The 19,739-nt window shown below is 53.0% G+C and carries 19 protein-coding genes; 1 reads left to right on the top strand and 18 read right to left on the bottom strand.

All coding sequences use genetic code 11. The features are described 5' to 3' along the window. Window positions 1-59: 59 nt before the first annotated feature. The 8 genes from tsaD to glmS all read right to left on the bottom strand — a co-directional run bounded on the left by tsaD (window position 60) and on the right by glmS (window position 8,433). Entirely contained in the window at window positions 60-1,130 is a 1,071-nt protein-coding gene (gene tsaD, locus GP475_RS02715) for a tRNA (adenosine(37)-N6)-threonylcarbamoyltransferase complex transferase subunit TsaD (RefSeq protein ID WP_187975126.1), read from the bottom strand. A 3-nt stretch (window positions 1,131-1,133) separates the two neighbouring features. Next, window positions 1,134-1,631 (bottom strand): ribosomal protein S18-alanine N-acetyltransferase, encoded by a 498-nt coding sequence (gene rimI / locus GP475_RS02710; protein ID WP_187975125.1) that lies wholly within the window; start codon window positions 1,629-1,631, stop codon window positions 1,134-1,136. After that, window positions 1,628-2,323: a tRNA (adenosine(37)-N6)-threonylcarbamoyltransferase complex dimerization subunit type 1 TsaB gene (gene tsaB / locus GP475_RS02705; RefSeq protein ID WP_187975124.1), complete on the bottom strand. Its 696-nt coding sequence runs from the start codon at window positions 2,321-2,323 to the stop codon at window positions 1,628-1,630. The genes rimI and tsaB overlap by 4 nt, the downstream gene beginning before the upstream one ends. A gap of 65 nt (window positions 2,324-2,388) precedes the next feature. After that, window positions 2,389-3,162: a class I SAM-dependent methyltransferase gene (locus GP475_RS02700; protein ID WP_187975123.1), complete on the bottom strand. Its 774-nt coding sequence runs from the start codon at window positions 3,160-3,162 to the stop codon at window positions 2,389-2,391. A 55-nt stretch (window positions 3,163-3,217) separates the two neighbouring features. Further along, on the bottom strand, window positions 3,218-4,810 hold the full coding sequence (locus GP475_RS02695; protein ID WP_187975122.1) for an aspartate:alanine exchanger family transporter: 1,593 nt from the start codon (window positions 4,808-4,810) through the stop codon (window positions 3,218-3,220). Between the two features lie 93 nt (window positions 4,811-4,903). Continuing rightward, complete coding sequence (gene tsaE / locus GP475_RS02690) at window positions 4,904-5,401, bottom strand: tRNA (adenosine(37)-N6)-threonylcarbamoyltransferase complex ATPase subunit type 1 TsaE (RefSeq protein WP_187975121.1); 498 nt, start codon at window positions 5,399-5,401, stop codon at window positions 4,904-4,906. Further along, complete coding sequence (alr, locus tag GP475_RS02685; RefSeq protein WP_224399900.1) at window positions 5,391-6,530, bottom strand: alanine racemase; 1,140 nt, start codon at window positions 6,528-6,530, stop codon at window positions 5,391-5,393. The genes tsaE and alr overlap by 11 nt, the downstream gene beginning before the upstream one ends. Before the next feature lie 40 nt (window positions 6,531-6,570). After that, the gene (gene glmS, locus GP475_RS02680; RefSeq protein ID WP_187975119.1) at window positions 6,571-8,433 is read right to left on the bottom strand and encodes a glutamine--fructose-6-phosphate transaminase (isomerizing); all 1,863 of its coding nucleotides are present in this window, start codon (window positions 8,431-8,433) and stop codon (window positions 6,571-6,573) included. A gap of 26 nt (window positions 8,434-8,459) precedes the next feature. Between glmS and GP475_RS02675 the strand changes: the two genes are divergently transcribed. Beyond that, the gene (locus GP475_RS02675) at window positions 8,460-9,320 is read left to right on the top strand and encodes a dienelactone hydrolase family protein (protein WP_187975118.1); all 861 of its coding nucleotides are present in this window, start codon (window positions 8,460-8,462) and stop codon (window positions 9,318-9,320) included. A 34-nt stretch (window positions 9,321-9,354) separates the two neighbouring features. Here GP475_RS02675 and GP475_RS02670 read toward each other — a convergent pair whose 3' ends face one another. The 10 genes from GP475_RS02670 to eccCa form a co-directional block, all read right to left on the bottom strand. Continuing rightward, window positions 9,355-9,573: a hypothetical protein gene (locus GP475_RS02670; RefSeq protein WP_187975117.1), complete on the bottom strand. Its 219-nt coding sequence runs from the start codon at window positions 9,571-9,573 to the stop codon at window positions 9,355-9,357. Then, on the bottom strand, window positions 9,573-10,886 hold the full coding sequence (locus tag GP475_RS02665) for a hypothetical protein (protein WP_187975116.1): 1,314 nt from the start codon (window positions 10,884-10,886) through the stop codon (window positions 9,573-9,575). The genes GP475_RS02670 and GP475_RS02665 overlap by 1 nt, the downstream gene beginning before the upstream one ends. A 10-nt stretch (window positions 10,887-10,896) precedes the next feature. Further along, window positions 10,897-11,205, bottom strand: a complete 309-nt coding sequence (locus GP475_RS02660; RefSeq protein ID WP_187975115.1) for a hypothetical protein — start codon at window positions 11,203-11,205, stop codon at window positions 10,897-10,899. Window positions 11,206-11,294: 89 nt separating this feature from the next. Then, complete coding sequence (glmM, locus tag GP475_RS02655; protein ID WP_187975114.1) at window positions 11,295-12,638, bottom strand: phosphoglucosamine mutase; 1,344 nt, start codon at window positions 12,636-12,638, stop codon at window positions 11,295-11,297. Window positions 12,639-12,833: 195 nt separating this feature from the next. After that, window positions 12,834-13,373, bottom strand: a complete 540-nt coding sequence (gene rpsI, locus GP475_RS02650; protein WP_187975113.1) for a 30S ribosomal protein S9 — start codon at window positions 13,371-13,373, stop codon at window positions 12,834-12,836. After that, entirely contained in the window at window positions 13,370-13,813 is a 444-nt protein-coding gene (rplM, locus tag GP475_RS02645) for a 50S ribosomal protein L13 (RefSeq protein WP_187975112.1), read from the bottom strand. The genes rpsI and rplM overlap by 4 nt, the downstream gene beginning before the upstream one ends. Before the next feature lie 448 nt (window positions 13,814-14,261). Next, window positions 14,262-14,549, bottom strand: coding sequence for a WXG100 family type VII secretion target (locus GP475_RS02640; protein WP_187975111.1), 288 nt, complete (start codon window positions 14,547-14,549; stop codon window positions 14,262-14,264). A gap of 25 nt (window positions 14,550-14,574) precedes the next feature. After that, window positions 14,575-14,889, bottom strand: a complete 315-nt coding sequence (locus GP475_RS02635; protein WP_187975110.1) for a WXG100 family type VII secretion target — start codon at window positions 14,887-14,889, stop codon at window positions 14,575-14,577. Between the two features lie 158 nt (window positions 14,890-15,047). Next, on the bottom strand, window positions 15,048-16,052 hold the full coding sequence (locus GP475_RS02630) for a type VII secretion-associated protein (protein ID WP_187975109.1): 1,005 nt from the start codon (window positions 16,050-16,052) through the stop codon (window positions 15,048-15,050). Window positions 16,053-16,054: 2 nt separating this feature from the next. Beyond that, a complete protein-coding gene (gene eccCa / locus GP475_RS02625; RefSeq protein WP_316932481.1) occupies window positions 16,055-19,705 on the bottom strand; it encodes a type VII secretion protein EccCa in 3,651 nt (1,216 codons plus the stop codon). Window positions 19,706-19,739: the final 34 nt, after the last annotated feature.

The following is a 19,739-nucleotide window of genomic DNA, read 5'->3' as shown; positions in this document are numbered from 1 at the left end:
ATCCAGCCCAGCCGTCGTCGCGGGTGAACAACTGTCTGTAAAACAACCTGTTTGGCACTCTACCCTTGCGAGTGCCAGCACTCAACCGTGCCCCCTGCCAGGGGAGTTTCTACCTCCATAGCAGGATCCGTCCCGACGTCCAGACCAGAGGGTTGTGCTCCTTCGTGAAATAACTGGGCCGCCAGAGCAGCAATCATCACCCCGTTATCGGTACACAGAGCAAAATCCGGAACCCTTAACTCAATTCCAGCGGATTGGCAGCGCGCTGCCGCCAGTTCCCGGAGCCGTGAGTTCGCCGCAACCCCGCCGCCGAGTAATAACACTTGTGCCCCCACATCTTGGCAAGCCCAGATTGCTTTCTTCGTGAGCACATCGCACACCGCTTCTTGGAAGCTGGCGCAGACATCTTCCAGGCTGATGACTCGGCCTTCTCGCTCAGCAGCTTCGACGTAACGAGCGACCGCTGTTTTTAACCCTGAGAAGGAAAAATCATAGCGAGTATCGTGACGTTTCATGAGGCCCCGAGGAAACTGAATGGCTTTGGGGTTTCCTTGTCGAGCGTAGCGGTCGATGACTGGCCCACCTGGGTAGCCTAACCCTAGCAAGCGGGAAACTTTGTCATAGGCTTCACCGGCAGCATCATCGAGGGTGGAGCCTAATTCCCGCATGGGTTTTCCTACGGCGTGGACTTCAAGGAGCTGTGTGTGTCCACCGCTGACTAACAGCGCCACCGAGTGAGGAAGCTGTTCATCGCCTAGATTTGCGACCGCCACATGGCCGCCTAAGTGATTGACTCCGAAGAAAGGAACATCCCACGCAGCTGCATAGGCTTTCGCTGCTGAGGCACCCACGAGGAGCGCACCGGCGAGTCCAGGTCCGACGGTGGCGGAGACCATATCCGGACGATCAATCCCAGCCTCCGACAATGCGGCTTTCATCACCTGACTCATCGCTTCGAGGTGTGCCCGGCTCGCGATCTCAGGAACTACTCCTCCAAAACGGGCGTGTTCTGACATGGAGCTAGCTACTTGATTGGCGAGGATATCCATCCGCCCATCATCATAAAGCCGAACGATTCCCACGCCGGTTTCATCGCAGGAGCTTTCTATTCCCAATATGACGTGAGCCACGGGTTAATCCTTTCTGCGTGGGGGTGGACACGGTGACTGCGCAGGGCGCTTCATGCAAAAAGCATCCGCGCCGCTGGGGCGATAATAGTTCTTCCGGATTCCCAGTTTTTCAAAGCCGGTTGACTCATACAGGTTAATCGCCGGGTAGTTATCAGTGCGAACCTCGAGAAAAATCGGAGCTGCTAAAGAATCAGCCACCGCGAGTATGTTGCTCAATAACAGTCTGCCTAATCCATGGCCTTGAAACTCCGGATCAACTCCGATGGTGTGGACTTCACACTCGGGCTCGGAGGGGGGACCAAGGACAGCTAAACCAGCGTAGCCCACCAGATAATGTGGTTCTTCTTCGGAACACACCCCGACATAAAAAGTGTGTGGTTGACCTATTTCAGCGGCGAACGCAGAAGCCGGCCATGGGTCCTCTTCTGGGAAAAGCTCTAATTCCAACTCAGCAAGACGAGGGGTATCCCGCTGGGTTAATTCGCGAAGTTGCCAGCTCATGAGGTTGGTCGAGGAATTGCTGGAGACAAGGGCTTAAAGGCGGGAACGTGCGCATCGGGTCGGCGAAGATACAGGGGAGTCAAAGGCTGCGGGGGTTTCTTGAGATCCACGCTGCGCACCAGAGAGGTGGGAGTGGGGATCAGATCAAAGCGGGTAGCCGAGATGTCAGGAGAAACTACCTGGTCAACAAGGTGTTGAGGAATGTTCAGCGCACGAAGATCAGAAGGAATCTCCACCTCATGCGGTTTAGTCACCTGAGGGCCACGCAGTCGCTCGGTTGCTGAATAGGTAGCCCAGTACACCTCCTTGCGTCGGGCATCGGTGGCGACGAGAAAACGTGAGTCGGGGGTGTACGTTATCGAATCTCGAAGGTTCACTGCGATGGCATCTAAGGAGCAGACCCCATAAACAGGGATGGATAAAGCGTCACCGAAGGCCTGAGCGGTTGCCATTCCCACCCGGAGACCAGTAAACGGACCGGGACCAATTCCCACTACGATGGCGTCGAGGTCTGAGAAAGAACAGTGGGAGCGACGCAACACGTTGTGAGTGGTGGGGACCAACAATTCATTATGGTGCCGAGCCCCTTTGATGACTTCTTCGTCCACGAGGTCTACGGATGCATCGCCGTCTCGGCGCACTACTCCTACAACGACGTCGGGAGTAGCTGAATCAAGCGCAAGAATCAACACAATATCCCAGGGTAATGGCTAAGAAAAATGAAAGATACACTGCGGGCCTAAAAATCCATCGGCGATTAGTGACCGTTCTGCTGGTGAACGCTATCTACCATCCGGGTGATCTTTATGGTCAATGGCCACCGCACCTCAATTTCGCGCTGATCAGGTTGCCAGACTCGGTGGAGCTGAGTCATAAAATCTTCAAATTCTTGACGACCTTCCGGGCCAGATTGTTCTGCAGTTTTCAATGCTGACCAGGTTTCTAGATAACCCCGAAAATCTCGATAGGTCATGGTCTTTCGCAAGGTAGTTTCGCCTTGAGGAATGTCCTTGCCAGGCAGGTCAATACCGGAAAGATTCGATTCAGCAATCTTTCTTTCCGGTTCCCAGAACCGATGGAAAGGACCCCAGTAAAAATCTTGGAATAAGGCATTGAGGTGCTTATCTACGAGGTAGCACGTGGCATAACTCAGGACAATCAAGATTCCGCCTGGTTTGAGCACCCGGCAGGCCTCGCGGTTGAACTTAGCTAAGGGCACCCAGTGTATTGCTTGTGCCACGCTTAACAGATCTACGCAGTGGTCGCGAAAGGGTAGCTCCCCGGCGTCAGCACATAAGTAGTCTAAACCGGGGGCTAAGGCACGTCCCTGAAGCTGAGCACTACTAGGGTCACACCCCACAGTCCGATCAAAATAGGGGGCGATAAGGGTGCTGAATTGCCCCGTTCCACAACCTACATCGACGGCTAAGGAAGAACCTGGAGACAACTCAGCCACGCGGCGGGCCACCTCAGCAGGATAGGACGGCCGAAACTGGGCATAGCTTTGACCATTGTGGAAAAGATCACTCATATTCTTCATCCTAAAGAATATGAGAGGTAGATCGATATCAAGAGGATGGAGAAACTTACGCCATGAGGATGACTGCCAGGAGCTGACAAAGAATGATTTTTCCGATCATAGCGGTGGGATAAACCGTGGCATATCCGCGTTCAGCAAGCTCGGTTTTTGTTTGTACGTTCAGATAGCTCATGACGGCTGGATTAGTGCTTAACCCGGCCGCCATCCCCATGGATTCATCCCACGTCAACCCTAGGAGCTTTGTTCCGACTACCCCACACAGCAGGGTGTATAGGACGGTGATTCCAAGTCCGACGGCGATGTACTTCAGCGAGGAGAAGTCAGTGAGAGCTTTCGCGAAGCTAGGGCCAGCCGTTGTTCCTACTCCAGCTAAGAATAGTGATAAGCCGAGTGCAGAAAGAGTGCGGTTTGCGTGATAGGGCAGCTGCCAATTCACTTTTCCGGTGCGCACTAGGGCCCCGAGGATCAGCCCAGCCACAATTGGGCCACCGCCAAAACCAAGAGAAACCGTAGCCCCTCCGGGAAGCGGCACCGGGATAGCTCCCAACAATAACCCAAGGAGCAAACCCAAACTCATCGGTAACAAGTCCACGTTGGCCAGGGCCTTTTCCGAATCCCCTAAAAGCGCTCGGGCCCGAGGGATATTGTCCCGGCGCGCTACAACTCGTACCCGGTCGGAAAGATTAACCACCGTGTTATCCCGAGGCACCACATCATTATCGCCTTCCCTGATCCGGGCGATGAGGAAACCATGCTCGTGGGTCCGAAGTTGTTCCACCGTGTGCCCAGCAACCGTGGGGTTAGAGACGGTTAGGCGTTGATACACCAAGTCCGCTTCAGCAATATCAGTCTGTTCTTCTACTCCTAGGTGCGGTACAGCAGTATTTAATGCGTCGGCGGTTCCGTTGAGAATAATGAGCTGCCCCCCGGTTATTCGCTGGGTAGGTTCTACAAGCTCATGGTGGCGTTGATCATGAACCATGCGAGTAGCAATAATGTCTGCCCCGCAACGCTCTGGCAGATCCCGCGCTAAACAATCTATTCCAGCTGCTAGCCTGACTGCTCTCCACTCCAAAGGCTCCTGAATAAGCCCTTCAGAACGGGCATCCTCCCTATGGTTGACGTTGGCGACGGAGGCCCCAACGGCAGCTACCAAGATCACCCCCACAACACCTCCGGGATAGGCCAAAGAATAACCCACCACTGGGGTGGTTGAACCGGTGAAAGTTTCCACCACTGCTGCCATGCCGGGGGTGGAGCTTAAAGCGCCGGCGAACATTCCAGCGCCTTGCTGTGTTTCCAGACCAATGCTCCTGATGAGGATCCAGGCAATGACTCCGAGAACCACCATGAGAAGCACTAGGAAGGCATTCATTTTCCAGCCACGGGTTCGAAACTCAGCGAAAAACCGCCCACCTGCGCTGAGGCCGATGGCGTAGACGAATAAGGCGAGCCCGAATTGATAAACAAAAGCTGGGATAACGATGTCGCTATTTAGTGCAGAAACTGCGAGTGCTACAAAAAGAACTGCCGCGGCGCCAAGAGAGATTCCGGCTATTCGGATTTTCCCGAGAGCTAATCCCACCGACAGAATGAAAGCCAAGGCGATGAGCGGCTGGGCTGCGAGCACATTAAGCATAATTAAAGGCAACCACCTGTCCGACTATTCCCACTCCCATCTGTTTTTATGTGGGAATGGTTCTGACTATCTGCGTTTGCCTTTAAGGTATCATTATTCGCTGCTGTGTCGCCAGGTGAGAATCCGTTCCTCTGACTCCGGATCGCTCATGACTGCTGTCTCTCGATCTAAAGACACGAAAAGATAATCAGAAGAGAGGTTTTCTATCAGCCCCCCACCCCACTCAGCTACTACCACTGCCTCATCCAGTTCAGTGTCTAGATCTAAAGCATCTAAGGCCCCCAACGGATCTGTTTCACCATCAAGTAGACGATAAGCATCCACGTGGATAAGGGTGGGGGACCTTAAACCAGCGCCCTGCTGCGGACGATGTTCCCGCGCGACTACAAAGGTAGGGGAAGTCACCCTACCTCGCACTCCCATCCCCCGCGCTATCCCCTGAGTAAGGGTAGTTTTCCCGGCCCCCAAAGGGCCATCGAGGATGACGAGATCTCCTGCTTCTAGGGCAGCCCCAAGTTTCTCCCCAAAGTCTTGAGTATCCTTCGCCTCTGGAAGACTGACTCGACCCGATAAGGGGAAACTATCTTTCATCACTCACCGACTTCACCATGCCCGAGGGTACGTACTCTCGTTCAGTACGCCCAGTTGGGCGACAGAATAACTCATAATCAATAGTGCCTAGCCGTTGGGCTAGTTCACTGGGAGACAACGCGCCTGGTAGGGAACCAAAAAGGCAGACCTCATCGCCCGTTGTTATCTGATCTGGGTTTTCTCCTAGATCAACCAGAAATTGGTCCATGCATACTCGGCCTACCTGCGGATAACGTCTTCCCTTAATGGCAACCTCCAACACTCCTTGAGCGGAGCGAGGCAAACCATCGGCATAGCCCACCGGAACGACGGCTAGGTATCCAGCGCGCTGGGCGGCCCAGGTCAAACCATAACTAGTGGCTTCCCCTTGAGCGATAGGTTTTACCATCACCACCTCGGATAGCCAGCTCATCGCCGGCTGAACCGGGAAGGACTCTTGGAAGACTGGCTGGCCGCCATACAGACACACTCCTACCCGAACCATGTCGCCATGAAGATCAGGGCGAGTCATCGTCGCTGGAGAATTACACAGATGATTAATTGGCAGCTCCAATCCCACCGCGCGGCCGCATTCAATAGCGCGGAAAAACTGTGTGGCTTGTAGGTCAGTCGCTGGATTTTTAGGATCGTCGGCGGAGGATAGGTGGCTAAAAACTCCTTGCACCTGCACTCCGGGGGTGTTTTTTAGGTAGGAAAAAACAGTTTCCCAGTGTTCCGGGTCCACTCCTGAGCGGTGCATCCCGGTTTCTACCTTCACGTACACCTCAGCCGGTATGCCGCGTTGAGTCACCTGGGCAATTGCTTGGGCGTGGGCTAAAGACGCCACCCCCACAGCAATATTGTTCGACAGCACGTGAGCCATAACCTCCGACGGGATGTGAGGTGTCCACATCCAAGCCAGCACCGGAACCTCAATTCCGGCACGACGTAGTTCCAGAGCTTCCGGCAAGGTAGCAACCCCGAGGGCGTCGGCCCCATTTTCCACCATCACCCGGGCAACAGAGACCGCACCGTGGTTGTACCCGTCGGCTTTAACAACCGCCATGAGCTGAGTGCCCGGCCGCAATCGCTCTTTCACAACCCGAGTGTTATGGGCAATCGCCCCCAGGTCGATCCGCGTTTGAATCAATGGACGGCATAGTGGCGTCGATAAATTTTCCACGTTACTGCTATTCAACGGTGACAGACTTCGCGAGATTACGGGGCTTGTCAATATCCTCATTGCCACATTGACGTGCAATCTCTGCCGCCAAGAACTGCAAAGGCACAGTCGCTAACAACGGCTGCATCATCGAGGGAGTTTCCGGTATCCGAATCAACCAATTGGCATAAGGTTCGACAGCGGTATCGCCCTCTTCCGCAATCACAATAGTTTTTGCCCCGCGAGCCCGAATCTCTTGGATATTCGACACAATCTTGGAGTGCAGCAACGTTACTCCCCGCGGGCTGGGAACTACCACCACAACAGGAAGATCATCCTCAATGAGCGCAATGGGCCCATGCTTAAGCTCTCCGGCCGGGAAACCTTCAGCGTGAATATAGGCAAGCTCCTTCAATTTCAAAGCACCCTCGAGGGCAACCGGGTAGCCAACGCCGCGACCTAAGAACAACATGGTGCGCACCGCCCCTAGAAGTTGCGCAATGTCAGTGACCTGATCTTCGCACGCCAATAGCGACTCAATTTTCGCTGGGATTTCCTCCAAGGAACGGTAGATCTCCGCAATTTCATCCGGGTACTTGGTGCCTTTAGCCTGGGCTAGCGCTAATCCCACGATGTAATTGGCTGCGACTTGCGCTAAGAAAGCTTTGGTGGACGCTACCCCGATTTCAGGGCCAGCGTGGGTATAGAGCACCGCATCTGACTCGCGGGGAATCTGCGAACCATTGGTATTACATACCGCTAAAACTTTAGCCCCCTGCGACTTTGCATGTCGGACTGCTTCCAAGGTATCAGCTGTTTCACCGGATTGGGAGATTGCTAAAACCAGAGTGCGCTCATCTAACACCGGATCACGGTATCGAAATTCGCTGGCCACCTCAATTTGCACCGGAATACGAACCCAATGCTCAATGGCGTATTTTGCGAGAAGGCCGGAATGATAGGCCGAACCACAGGCCACGACAAACACCTGATCAATATATTTGAGGTCCTCGTCACTGAGGTTCTGTTCATCTAAGGTAACCCGGCCATTGTGATAATGTCCTGCCAGCGTGTCACGGACCGCGGCTGGCTGCTCATGGATTTCCTTGAGCATAAAGGAATCAAATCCGCCCTTTTCCGCTGCAGCTAGATCCCAATCGATCGTGAAGGCTCGACCTTGCGCAGGCGATCCGTCAAAATTGAGGATCTCAAAATCATGCTGACGGAGGACGACGACGTTATCTTGTCCTAATTCCACCGCGTTCTTCGTGTATTCGATAAAAGCAGCAACATCTGAACCTAAGAACATCTCATTGTCGCCTACCCCCACAATGAGTGGAGTTGAACGCCGCCCAGCAATGATCTGATCGGGATGATCAGCATGCATGAAAAGCAGAGTAAAAGCTCCCTCAAGACGGTTAAGAACCGCTAATGCTGAGGCCTGGAAATTACCGGCAGTCTCCCCTTCTTGATAAGCCAGCGCCAGCAGGTGTGCGGCCACCTCGGAATCAGTTTCCGACATCATCTCTATACCTTTGCGCTGTAGTTCTTCCCGCAGCGGCGCAAAATTCTCAATGATGCCGTTGTGGACAATGGCAACCTTGCCATCGAAGGACATATGGGGGTGAGCATTTTCATTCGTCGGTCGACCATGTGTCGCCCACCGAGTGTGCCCAATGGCGGTGGAACCGTGGAAGTTTTCTTCACCAATTTCGGCAATGCGATCCTCTAAATTACGCAGTTTTCCTGCCCTTTTTACCGAATTAATTTGGTGATTATCCGCTACTGCAATACCTGCTGAGTCATAACCCCGGTACTCCATTCGGCGCAACGCATCCAGCGCCAGCGGCATTCCCTGACGGTTACCTACATATCCAATAATTCCGCACATGGACCCTAGACTATATCCTGGGACACGTGTCTGAGAATTTGAAGAAACATCTATCGAAGTTATCCAAGCGTGGTCCCCATCATGTCCTCGTGGGAGACCTGGACTATGCCGGCCTTCCGGGGAAGGTCTATGTCCCTGCGGAGGGCAATGGAGTTCCAGGAATTGTCTTTGGGCATGACTGGATGAAAAACGTCGGGAAATACCACGCCACGCTGCGTCACTTTGCCAGCTGGGGAATCGCAGTGGCTGCCCCCAATACCGAAACCGGTTTCTCCCCTGATCACCGTGGCTTTGCTGCCGACCTAGAATCCTGTCTACAAATCATCGCCGGCGTCAAGTTAGGTACCGGAAGTGTCACCGTGGGACCCGGGAAATTAGGTCTGGTAGGACACGGGATGGGAGCGGGATGTGCCGTCCTGGCTGCTGTTGACAATCCCAAAGTTAAAGCAGTGGCAGCACTCTATCCTGCGGTTACTGCCCCGTCCGCCGTTGCTGCTGCTCGATCACTAGATATTCCAGGTTTAGTTATTGGTTCTGGCCATGACTCTTTGATCGATGCCGGTAATCCCGCAAAACTGGCGTATAGCTGGCGAGGAGACGTCGCCTACCGAGAAATCGCTAAGGCTAATCAGTTGGGCTTTAGCGAGGACTCTTTGCTGAATTTAGCTATCGGAAATGGCAAACCTCAGTGGTCTGCGCAGGAAACAGCTCGCGGACTGATCACCGGCTTCTTGCTGCATCAACTAGATCAGCAAAATAAGTACTCCGGTTTTTCCGCCGCCCTGGCTGAAGCTAAGAAGGTGCGCTCCTACGTGGGTGAAGAATTAGCCGAAAAAGCAGGAGTAGAGCTAAGTTCCAGTACCGCGCTGAGCGAAATTCAGAACTAGGTCGTAGCCATAGCCAAGCACTGAGGATGAGGAGCTACTCCCACCTCGATTCTCTCAGCACACTTTTTACTGGACCGCGCCGGCGCAGCGACGTCTCTTGCCCTGGTGGTTGTTCGCTTAATTGTCGCGGTTGAGAGCGCAGTCGATCATTGGGCACCTGCCGAGTAGCTTCTTGCAGAACCTTCTCAAATTCCAATAATCGCGCTTGCGCTCTCGCTCGAAACTGCTTCGCAAACTCTTCAAATTCATTCATCACCATTCTCCTGCCTTATGAGCTTCTCCCGGCATATCCACCGTGGTTGAGGTGGTATTCTGCTCTTCTCTGTCGGCTGAGGCTGCACTCAACCCTTCTTCACCAGTTGGCGTGTGGGGGCTAGAAGCTAATGAATCACTCCCTAGATCCGTGACCGGGGCAGCGGCATTGTCCATATTCGCTATCTTTCCCGCCGGAGGTGGTGGCTCCGGCACGTTATCAAGATCAACGCTTGACTCCCCGGCCGTCTTAGCGCAAGGTTCCGGATCCGGAGCTTTGGGTGTCTCTGGTTTTTCAGGGCATAGATCACCACTCTCCCCTACGTTTGGCTCTCCCTCATCGGGTGTTTCGCAGAGCTCTGGAACTTCAGGGATCTCTGGCACTACCGACATCGGCAAACAGTTTTCCAGGTGAGAAATAAGGGCTCCAGCTCCCGCCACCGCTACTCCTATTCCCGCTGCGCCTAATACTCCGCCGAAAGACTCAGCGTTCGGAAGCGTAAATGGCGGACATTGTAGGGGTGGTAGGGACGGTATCTGTGGAATCGACAGGCCTGGGGGTGGGGTTGGAGTAGTCAATCCCGTAGAACCACCCATAGTGCTCGCCGTTGACGTCGCTACTTGAGTTGCTGCATTAGCTACGGCACAATCCTGGGCGGATAATGCCGAGGGAGTCTGCGGCGCAGGATGATCAGACACCCGTTCAGCACAGCGTAAGAACTGGTGAAAACATGCTCCTAGGGCTTCATCCCGGCTGTGAAAAGAATCTTTCACACATCCCCCCGCCTCATTGATGAGGTCTGCAGCACAACGCACTGCGGCATAAAACTCCTCACTGCGTATTGCCGGATCCAAGGTGCCGAGAAAACCCACGAGGATTTTCACCGACTGCTGCATTAATTTGAGGACTTCATAAATGGCCGTATTGGTGTCCTGGCAGATGCTATCAATAGTGTCAGCTGCATCTTCCGCCTGCACACAGAGCTGATCTGCGCGTTCATCCTGATGAGCAAAATCATTAAGTAACTCTTGAAGAAACCCAGCTATTCCACCTTCTAGCACGCCGTGGAGAAGATCATGCGCGTGCTCCAAAGCTCCTGATATATAACCCGATAAAGACGGCCCCGACGCTCGCTTCACATGTTCGGCTAGAGCCCCGGTATCAAGCCCATCAGTGCGTTGAGCTAAAGCCAGGAGTTCTTCGGTACTAGATTGTGGACCTTGGTACAAACCTCGAGATGCACTTTGGAGATCCCCTACCGTCGATGCATAGATATCTTGAATAGAAGAACCTGCAGATAGCGTCGAACTCATCGTTGCCCCCTCATTCAGAAATCGACATATCTTCAGCGATCTGACGGTCCGTGCCACCTATTTGCTGGAGATCACGCTGCGCCGCATACACCGTTGTGTCCGATAGATCCAAACGATCAAGATTAGCTTGATAGACCTGTTCTAACGCAGTTCTTAGCGCGTGACCATAATCGCTAAAACCCTTCCCTAGGGCTTCGGCCGGAAAAGCCGGAGGGCTTGCACAATGCTCATGACGGCACTGTTCCGTAGAGATCCGGGTAGCTTCGAGTGCTGCCATTGATTGTTGAAATTCCACGTGGATACTTGACCTGGAAATCACAAAACGCCCCTTTTCGCCGTGCCAGTGTTTTTACACCTTGGACTGGAAAAGAAGCGTTGAGGTTCCCGTCGGGCTGTGAAACGATACGCCTACACTGCGGCAACCACCGCAGCAAGTCGTCCCGCAACAGCACGTGCTTTGTCTTCTGAGGCGGCCTCTACCATCACCCGGAATAACTCCTCAGTGCCGGACGCGCGCAGGAGGACTCGACCTGTTTCCCCCAATTCTTCCTCGGCAGCAGAAATTGCTGCCCGAACCGAAGGATCATCCAAAATGGCGTTTTTATCAGACACCGGAACATTGATGAGTACTTGCGGCAAAACCTGCATAACCTGGGCGAGCTCCTGGAGCGAGGAGTGAGTTTGAGCCATGCGCGCCATCAACGATAAACCAGTGAGTAAACCATCACCTGTCGTGGAATAGGCCGGCTGAATGATGTGCCCCGATTGTTCACCCCCGAGAGATAAATTCCGAGCATTCAACTCAGCTAGAACATAACGGTCCCCCACCTTGGTGTTCACCATCGAAATGCCAGCGTTATCCATCGCGAGTTTTAACCCTAAATTCGACATCACCGTGGCAACCAGAGTATTTTCCCGAAGATTATTTTTTTCCTGCATGGCTACCGCTAAGATCGCCATGATCTGATCCCCATCAACGATATGTCCTTCATGATCCACCGCTAAACACCTATCAGCGTCGCCATCATGCGCCAAACCAAGATCAGCCCCATGCTCTAGAACCGCTGCTTGAATTTGGTCGATGTGGGTGGAGCCACATTCATCGTTGATGTTGTAGGCATTGGGTTTATGGTGAATAGCAATCACCTCAGCCCCCGCCGCACGGTAGGCCGCAGGCGCAACATCAAAAGCCGCACCGTTTGCTGTATCCACAACGACCTTAATCCCAGATAGATCGGTCCGCACCGCATGGGCAAGATGATGAAGATAGCGTTCCCGGGCATCTGGGGCTTCTTCAATAATCCGCCCAATTCCGTGTCCGGTGGGGCCTTCCTCATCCAATTCGGACATGGCGTTTTCGATTTCATCTTCAATGTCATCCGGCAGTTTATGTCCCCCGGCCGAGAAGAACTTGATGCCATTATCTGGCATGGGATTATGGGAGGCGGAGATCATCACCCCAATATCTGCCCCATAATCATCCGTGAGATAAGCCACCGCCGGGGTGGGCAAAACTCCTACCCGCAGCACATCAACCCCTCGGGATGCCATTCCCGCAGCCAGAGCGGCAGCCAGCATTTCTCCCGAAACCCTAGGATCGCGACCAACAATAGCCACTGGGCGGCGCTTAGAGGAATGTACCTCTCGAGTAAGCACCTCGGCTGCTGCCGCTCCTAGCTTTAACGCCAGGGAGGCAGTGAGTGTCTTGTTAGCGAGGCCACGAACCCCATCTGTTCCGAAAAGTCGAGTCATGACAGCTATTATGCCGTGCCCACGGGGTGAGATTTTAGCCAAGGTGGGGTGTGTTGGTGTTATTTGTGCGACGTCCACACCTAGTCGAGGCAACGCAAAACGCCCCCTAGTGCTGAGGCCCAGAGTATGTCCCAGCGAGAAAACTGGGAATCTAAGCCAACAACAATAAGAGGCGATGAAGCTGCAGCGATTGGATTAACGCTTGGAGTACTGCGGTGCACGACGAGCCTTGTGCAGACCAGCCTTCTTGCGCTCCACAGCACGAGAATCACGGGTGAGGAATCCTGCCTTCTTCAGGGCGGGACGATCACCTGGGTTGTAGATATTCAGAGCACGGGCAATAGCTAACCGGAAAGCACCAGCCTGTCCGGTGGGGCCACCGCCTTTCAAGTTAGCTTGAATATCGAATTGTCCTTCACGCTCTAGAAGGGTGAGCGGATCCTTAATCAGCTGCTGATGCAACTTATTCGGGAAGTAATCCTCCAAGGTGCGACCGTTGCAGGAGAATTTTCCGGAACCCGGAACCATCCGAACCCGTACGATAGCGCGCTTACGACGTCCTACAGTCTGGATGGGACCTTCGTGCTGAGCGGGAGCCTGAACCTCAACTTCTCCTTCGCTTTCAGCTGGAGCTACAGCATCACCAATGGTGTTGGTGAATTCCTCAGTAGCAGCAGCTGCAGCAGCGATGTCCGCGGCGTCGGCAATATTGTTCTCGGTGTTATTTTCGGTCACTGTGCCACCTGCTTGATCTCGTAGTTCTCGGGCTTCTGGCCGGCGTAAGGATGATCCTCACCAGCGAAGACATGCAGCTTCTTTACGGAAGCGCGGGAGAGCTTATTGTGCGGCATCATGCCTTTGATAGCTTCAAAGACAGTACGCTCTGGGTGAAGATCTAAGGCACGACCCAAGGTCATGGTCTTCAAACCACCCGGGTAACCGGAGTGGCGATAGCGGAACTCACGCTCACGCTTGTTGGAAGATACACGAACCTTGTCAGCATTGATGATGATGACGTGATCACCACAGTCAACGTTGGGGGCAAAAATCGGCTTGCCTTTTCCGCGCAGCAGATTAGCTGCATGGGTAGCAAGACGACCCAGTACCACGTCAGTGGCATCGATGACATACCACTTGCGGGTAATGTCACCACTCTTCGGGTGGAAAGTAGACAAAATGACTCCTTTAAAAGTCTGTCCAGAACTGCCAGCCAAAATCCTGGTGTCTGAGGCGAAACCAGGGGTGGAAATCAAACACGGCGGCCGGTGGAGACCCGAGTTGATTACGCTGTTTGCCTCTAAGCTTTTGACTTCCGGTTCATCTCCGCAAGACATAGCTAAAGCAAACTCCACACAAGTGAACCATCATAGCGATGTTGACGACCACTTCCAAACCGCTCACTTTTGTGTTTTGAGCGCAGTGTTCCCATTATAAAAATCACAGCACCCGTCGTTTCTGGAACACGAGTGCTGTGATTCCGGCTCACAGACCATTCCCCCGATCTTTTCGGTACTCCTGGAACTGCCCCATCTGCCCTGGCATGACTACCATTCATGCCCTCAGTTCAAGGAGTGAGAAAATACGTGAGTTATCGGCCCGGAGCAGGCTAACCCATGTGCTTTTCTACCCCCAGCTTGCCGCTGCACGCCGATTCACGTCACTCATCCTCTCATTTCCTTGAGACACAGTGCGAGAAATTGTGGCTAGGACATGGTTAAGCTCTTCAGCTGCGCGATCCCACTGGTTTTGCGCTGCCTGGTAGGCAGTTGCGGCCTCTCCTTCCCAGCTAGAAACCATTGGTTGAATGTGTGATTTAAGATCCGCAAGAAGTTGATTGATCCGCCCAGAGGTGGCGGAAATATCTGCAGCTGCCCCCTCAATAGCGCCAAATTGATATTTAATCTGCGTCATCGTTGTTATTCCTCCTGCTGCTGATTTATAGATTGAGTCCTTGGCCGCCGACAGCGCTGAAGGCCTGGGCGTTGTCTGCTTCGATATGTGCGTAATTGGCCGCGTTTGAGCGAATATTTTCACTAATCGAACTCAACGCCTCTTGTATTTGCCTAGCAGAGCTATTCCATCTCTCCATGAGCCCATCGAAGCTCACCTGGGCCTGTCCTGCCCAACTACCCCGTACTCCGTCAACTACCCCACGCAATCTTTGGAGTTCGCCCTGTACCTGAGCATTGGTGTCATCCACTCGACCTGCCGTAGCTAGCATGACATCAGCTTCAGTTCTTAGTAGTGACATGTGTTCGCCCCTCCTCGAACATTCTCATTGATCTTTAATGTGTCGTGAAACTCCGGGGAAACTTTCCCCTTTCGGTAGCTTCATTTATTTAAGACCCGAGAACTGAGTAACTGGTTCCCACAGTCGCTAAATCTCGTGCCATATCTCGCCGAAACCTTTTATGACGTCGGACCAAAAGACTCAAAAGCCATTCGACAAGCCGCTTGCTGAATCACTGTGGGTTTATTTCTGGTGTGACAACCCACACTGTATTGAAAACCGTCGCTTAACCAGGTTTCCCAGGCCACCTCGGAACCATCTCCAGGCTCTTCTCGATACTTAATCCTTCCGGATTCTTCGGCCACCAGCTGCAAGGAAGGGTCCCGCTCAATCTTGTTTCTAATTTCTTTTTCTACTTCCTGTGCTGGCACCCCATGCACAGGATCGTGAGCAAGATGGATTCTTAACTCTGGGTCTTTCCCTACGGCCCTCAACGCACCTGATTCCTCCTGCAAGCTAAACCCCTCAGGGAGTCGAATCTGCACACCTCCGCGACTAAGCACCACTGGTTCTGCTTCTTTAACTTCCGGAATCGCGGAACGCACCGCACTGGTTTCTAGTTGAGAAGGGAGTTGATCGACGTCCACCTGACTAGCGTCCGGCGCAGTGTGAGGTTCGCTGCTGAGCACGTGTCTAAACGCCCACCACGATATTCCGGCAAAAACAACAGCAGCAACGCCTAACCCCACCACAATCAATTTCTCAGCACCCTGCCCCACGTCTGCGCGAAGATTAAGGCGTCGAGTCTCTAGCGGTGTTTCTTCATCCTCAATGAGGTTCGTTCTTTCCTCATTGTCATCAACGTGCACCCACGGAGAATCCTCACTCTCAAGTTCCGGAGATACCTGTGATTCGTTCCGAATGGGGTGTACTTTTACCCCTTTAGACTCCAACAATTCCTGCAAAATTGTGGTGACTTCGTTATCAGCATCAAGGGTAACGTCGATTTCTGGCCACTGGGGACCTACGCTTGACTGAATTTGATCAAGAACACCAGCTGCCGCCCACCCTTCTCTAATCCCCACACCTGTTAAATCATATCGATAAACCGTTTCTGGGCCTTCGATAATTGTGGCGGTATCCAGGACCGTCAGGATGACTTTGGTATCTACCGAGTGTGGCATGGCTACACCACCTCCGCCTCAGCGCAGTTATTCACGATACGACATACTCCCCACACCTCGCCGCGACGTTGCCACTTACCACGCCCCGGTGGCTGTGATTGTGGTTTTATCCCCATGATTTTTCCTTCTTCGGGGTCTGCATCTAGTAGCAGCACTGCGGGCTGTTGATCCTTGAGGGCAGAAAGAAAGGTGCTGAAAAACGCTCGCGCTATTCCACCTGACTTTCGAGCGACAACAAGATGTAAACCGATGTCTCGTGAATGGGGGAGCAACTCCCCCAGCTGATGTAGATCTGCTTCTGAAACTAAATCAAGATCATCAATGAGGAGGTAAATATCCGGACCCTCCCACCAGTCTCGTGCCCGAAGCTGAGAAGGGGTGATGTCCGCACCGGGCAACCGTGTCCGCAGTGTTGTTACAGTATCGGCGAGTAGCTTCTGGGACTCCACAGAGGAAGCGGAGTACCCGGCAAGCATATTCTGCGGGATGGCCCCTAAATGACTTCGCCGGTGATCAATCATGACGATCCTCGCCTGATGTGCAGCTAGTTGGCTTATTCCTGCGGAGACAGCGGCCAGGAAAGTCGATTTCCCTGAGCCTTGAGAACCTGTACAGACAATGTGTGCATCTTCTTGAGGGTTCCAGAGCAATGTGTCTAGCCGTGGACCTCCAACCCCTAGAGGAATTGCCTTGGGGTGCGAAGACGGAAGGTCTGCTTTCTTCACTTCATCCGGAAGCATCCTCAGCTGCGGTACTTTTTGGCACCCACGCTTATACGCTGTTTCTGCCACATACGCTAAATCCTGGGAGCTGCTCATAGCAATAAGCATTTGCTCTGCTGAAGGAGTAATTCCCCGGCCTGGTTTCAGGGGTATTTTGCCTTGAGCGTGTCGGTCAATAAGTGAATCCATCGCTTCACTTAAGCGCAGTTCAACTCGGTGCTGAATGAGGTCTCGGATAGCGGGCCGAAGCGTCGTCCACCGAGAGGTAGAAATGCACACATGAATTCCGGCGCCAGGACCATCAGCAGCCAGGCGACTTATTTTGTCCACTAAGTTCTCAAAGTCCGAGCTAATGACATGCCAACCATCAATAAGCAGCACGATTCGCCGCCCTGGCTGCACACTGTCGTCTCCTTCTATTCGAGAACACAGTTCATCAATCATGCGATGAACTCTTTCTGCATCTTGTTGTTGAGCAATGCCGGCAACATGCGGCAAATACGATAATTTGCTCAGCGCCCCTGCCAGATCTAGTACATAAAAAGCCAAGTCTTCAGGGCCGTGGTGAACCGCCAAAGACACTGCGAAACTAAAAAGAAGAGTAGATTTCCCAGAACGTGGTCCACCGCATACGGCTAGATGACCACCGCCAGATTCCAGGTCTATCTGGAAAATATCTTGCCGTTGAAAATATGGCCGATCAATCACCCCTAACGGCACGTTCCATCCTGCAGCTTCTTGGGCGATGTCAGATAACTCAATTCGGTCGGGTAATGGGGGAAGCCACATTTGATGTGCTGTTTCACCGCGTTGGTGAGCTGCTGCGGTCACGCACTCCACCACGGCGTCGACGACTGTGGTTGAGTGGTCAAGAACCACTCGCTCAAGCTCAGCCATTTCACCTTGCGTTTGAGTAACATCCTCCCACGAATCGAATAGGTGTACAGACACTCGCGGGGATTCAACTTCGCGGATTTGTTGAGGTAAGGGTCCAGAGACATAACTTGCTTGGAAACGAGTGATTCTGTCTGCATCACTTCTCAAAAACCCAGCACCGGGGTGACCGGGAAGCTGATGGGCGTCGGGAATACCAATTACTTGTCGTGATTCAGCCGCAGAGAAAGTTTTTAGCCCTATCCTGTAGGACAAGTGGGAATCCAAACCCCGAAGTTTACCTTCTTCAAGCCTTTGGCTGGCTAAGAGTAGATGGATGTTCAGGCTTCGCCCCAAGCGTCCAACAGCAACAAAAAGATCGGCGAAATCAGGATGGTGCCCGAGGAGTTCGGAAAATTCATCGACGATGATGAATAAAGCTGGAATAGGCTGGAACCCGGGAAGTTCCGGACACGCAGCATTGTAATCACTAATATTGGCGAAATTCCCAGCTTTCCGCAGAATCTCCTGACGGCGATTCAGCTCCCCGCTAATGGCATCTTGCATTCGATCCACCAAGATGGCCTCTTCCTCCAAATTGGTGATGACTGCCGAAGTATGCGGTAGTTTTTCTAGCCCTAAAAATGTTGCACCCCCTTTGAAATCCACCAACACTAAGTTCACATCAGCTGGTGAATGAGTGCTCACCAGGGAAACCACCAGCGTCCTCAATGTTTCGGATTTCCCGGAACCAGTAGCGCCAATACACAATCCGTGTGGCCCCATTCCTCCTTTGGCAGACTCTTTAATATCAAGGAAAACTGGCTCTCCATCGGAATCAACACCAAAGGGAATTGCTAAATGCCCAGAACCTCGCGGCGCCCACAAACCATTCCAATCAACTTTCTTAAGATCGGTAATCCCTAGTAACCCCAGCAAACCTAGATGCTCTTCCCCGGGTATTGACGTTCGACGCCCACCTAGCGGCCGGTCATAGCGGCTCAGACGTCGAGCTAGATCAAGGGTCTGTAACCTATCGAGCCCATCAGAAACCCCCAGCTCTTCTCTGCCTGTCTCAGTAATCGCTGATAGATAATGCTCACACTGAATTAAAAGGCCCTCTTGTTCACAGCAGTCATAAAGAAAAGTTCCGGGACGCGTTCCAACGTCGATAATGCAATCCCAATCGTGATGGCTCAGAAACTCTTCTGTCCCGGTTGTATCTAGGTGATCAACAACAAGTATTCGATGCTGGGCGTGCAAATAATCGCGATGATGTGGCACCCACTTCAACCATCCCCATCCTCCGCCGATAGCATGGACCCCTACCGTGTCGGGACCATGATGAAAAACTAACTGGGCGATAAGAGCCCGAGCTACGTCAGCTGCATGAGTTCCCCGTAAACCTAGATAAGGGAAAGCCTGAAGCTGGATGACAATAGGCATATCTGCCACTTCCCCCACCGTAGCAATCGTATGACGCAAAGACACTGCACAGACCGGATCAAGGTCCTCGGTTGCCCCAGGGTCACGCACGCTTAACGGGGTGCATAGTTCCATCGTTCCACTACCGCACCGAACTTCTAGGACATCGGGGTCTCCCGTTGCTCGTTCCCACATTCGCCGACTTCCCACTAAAGTCCATAGATCACCAGGATCAGGGTGCCGGTGAAGATCATGACGTCGTTGGGCAGCCGCGTTTTTCAACGCCTGTTCCCGCAGGCTCCCAAGATGGCGAAGATAAGTACGACGGGTCTCGTCGATATCATTACCGCTTCCATTACTCAGCATCATGAGCATAGAAGCCACCATCATGATGGGGAAAAGCAACATCATTGGGTGTATTTTGCCGTCCCCGAGAAACAGCATGGCGACCATCCCGATCATGGCAGCCACCATCACGATCGGAATCAAAATCCGGATCAGAGGTAACTTTTGTCCTCGTTGTGCCGCCGGGACGGCCTCAACTTCTAGACTTCCAGCCGGGAGCGGCGGAACAATCTCTCGTTCAGCGAGACCAATAACCGGAACGGTAGTGGTCAAGGAATTGGATAGCACAACATCCCCCCTAAACAATTTCCCTCCCCTATGG

The organism is Corynebacterium poyangense (assembly GCF_014522205.1).
GTDB classification, from domain to species: domain Bacteria; phylum Actinomycetota; class Actinomycetes; order Mycobacteriales; family Mycobacteriaceae; genus Corynebacterium; species Corynebacterium poyangense.
Note: the sequence above shows the minus strand (reverse complement) of the source record. Positions and strands in the feature narration are given on the sequence as shown.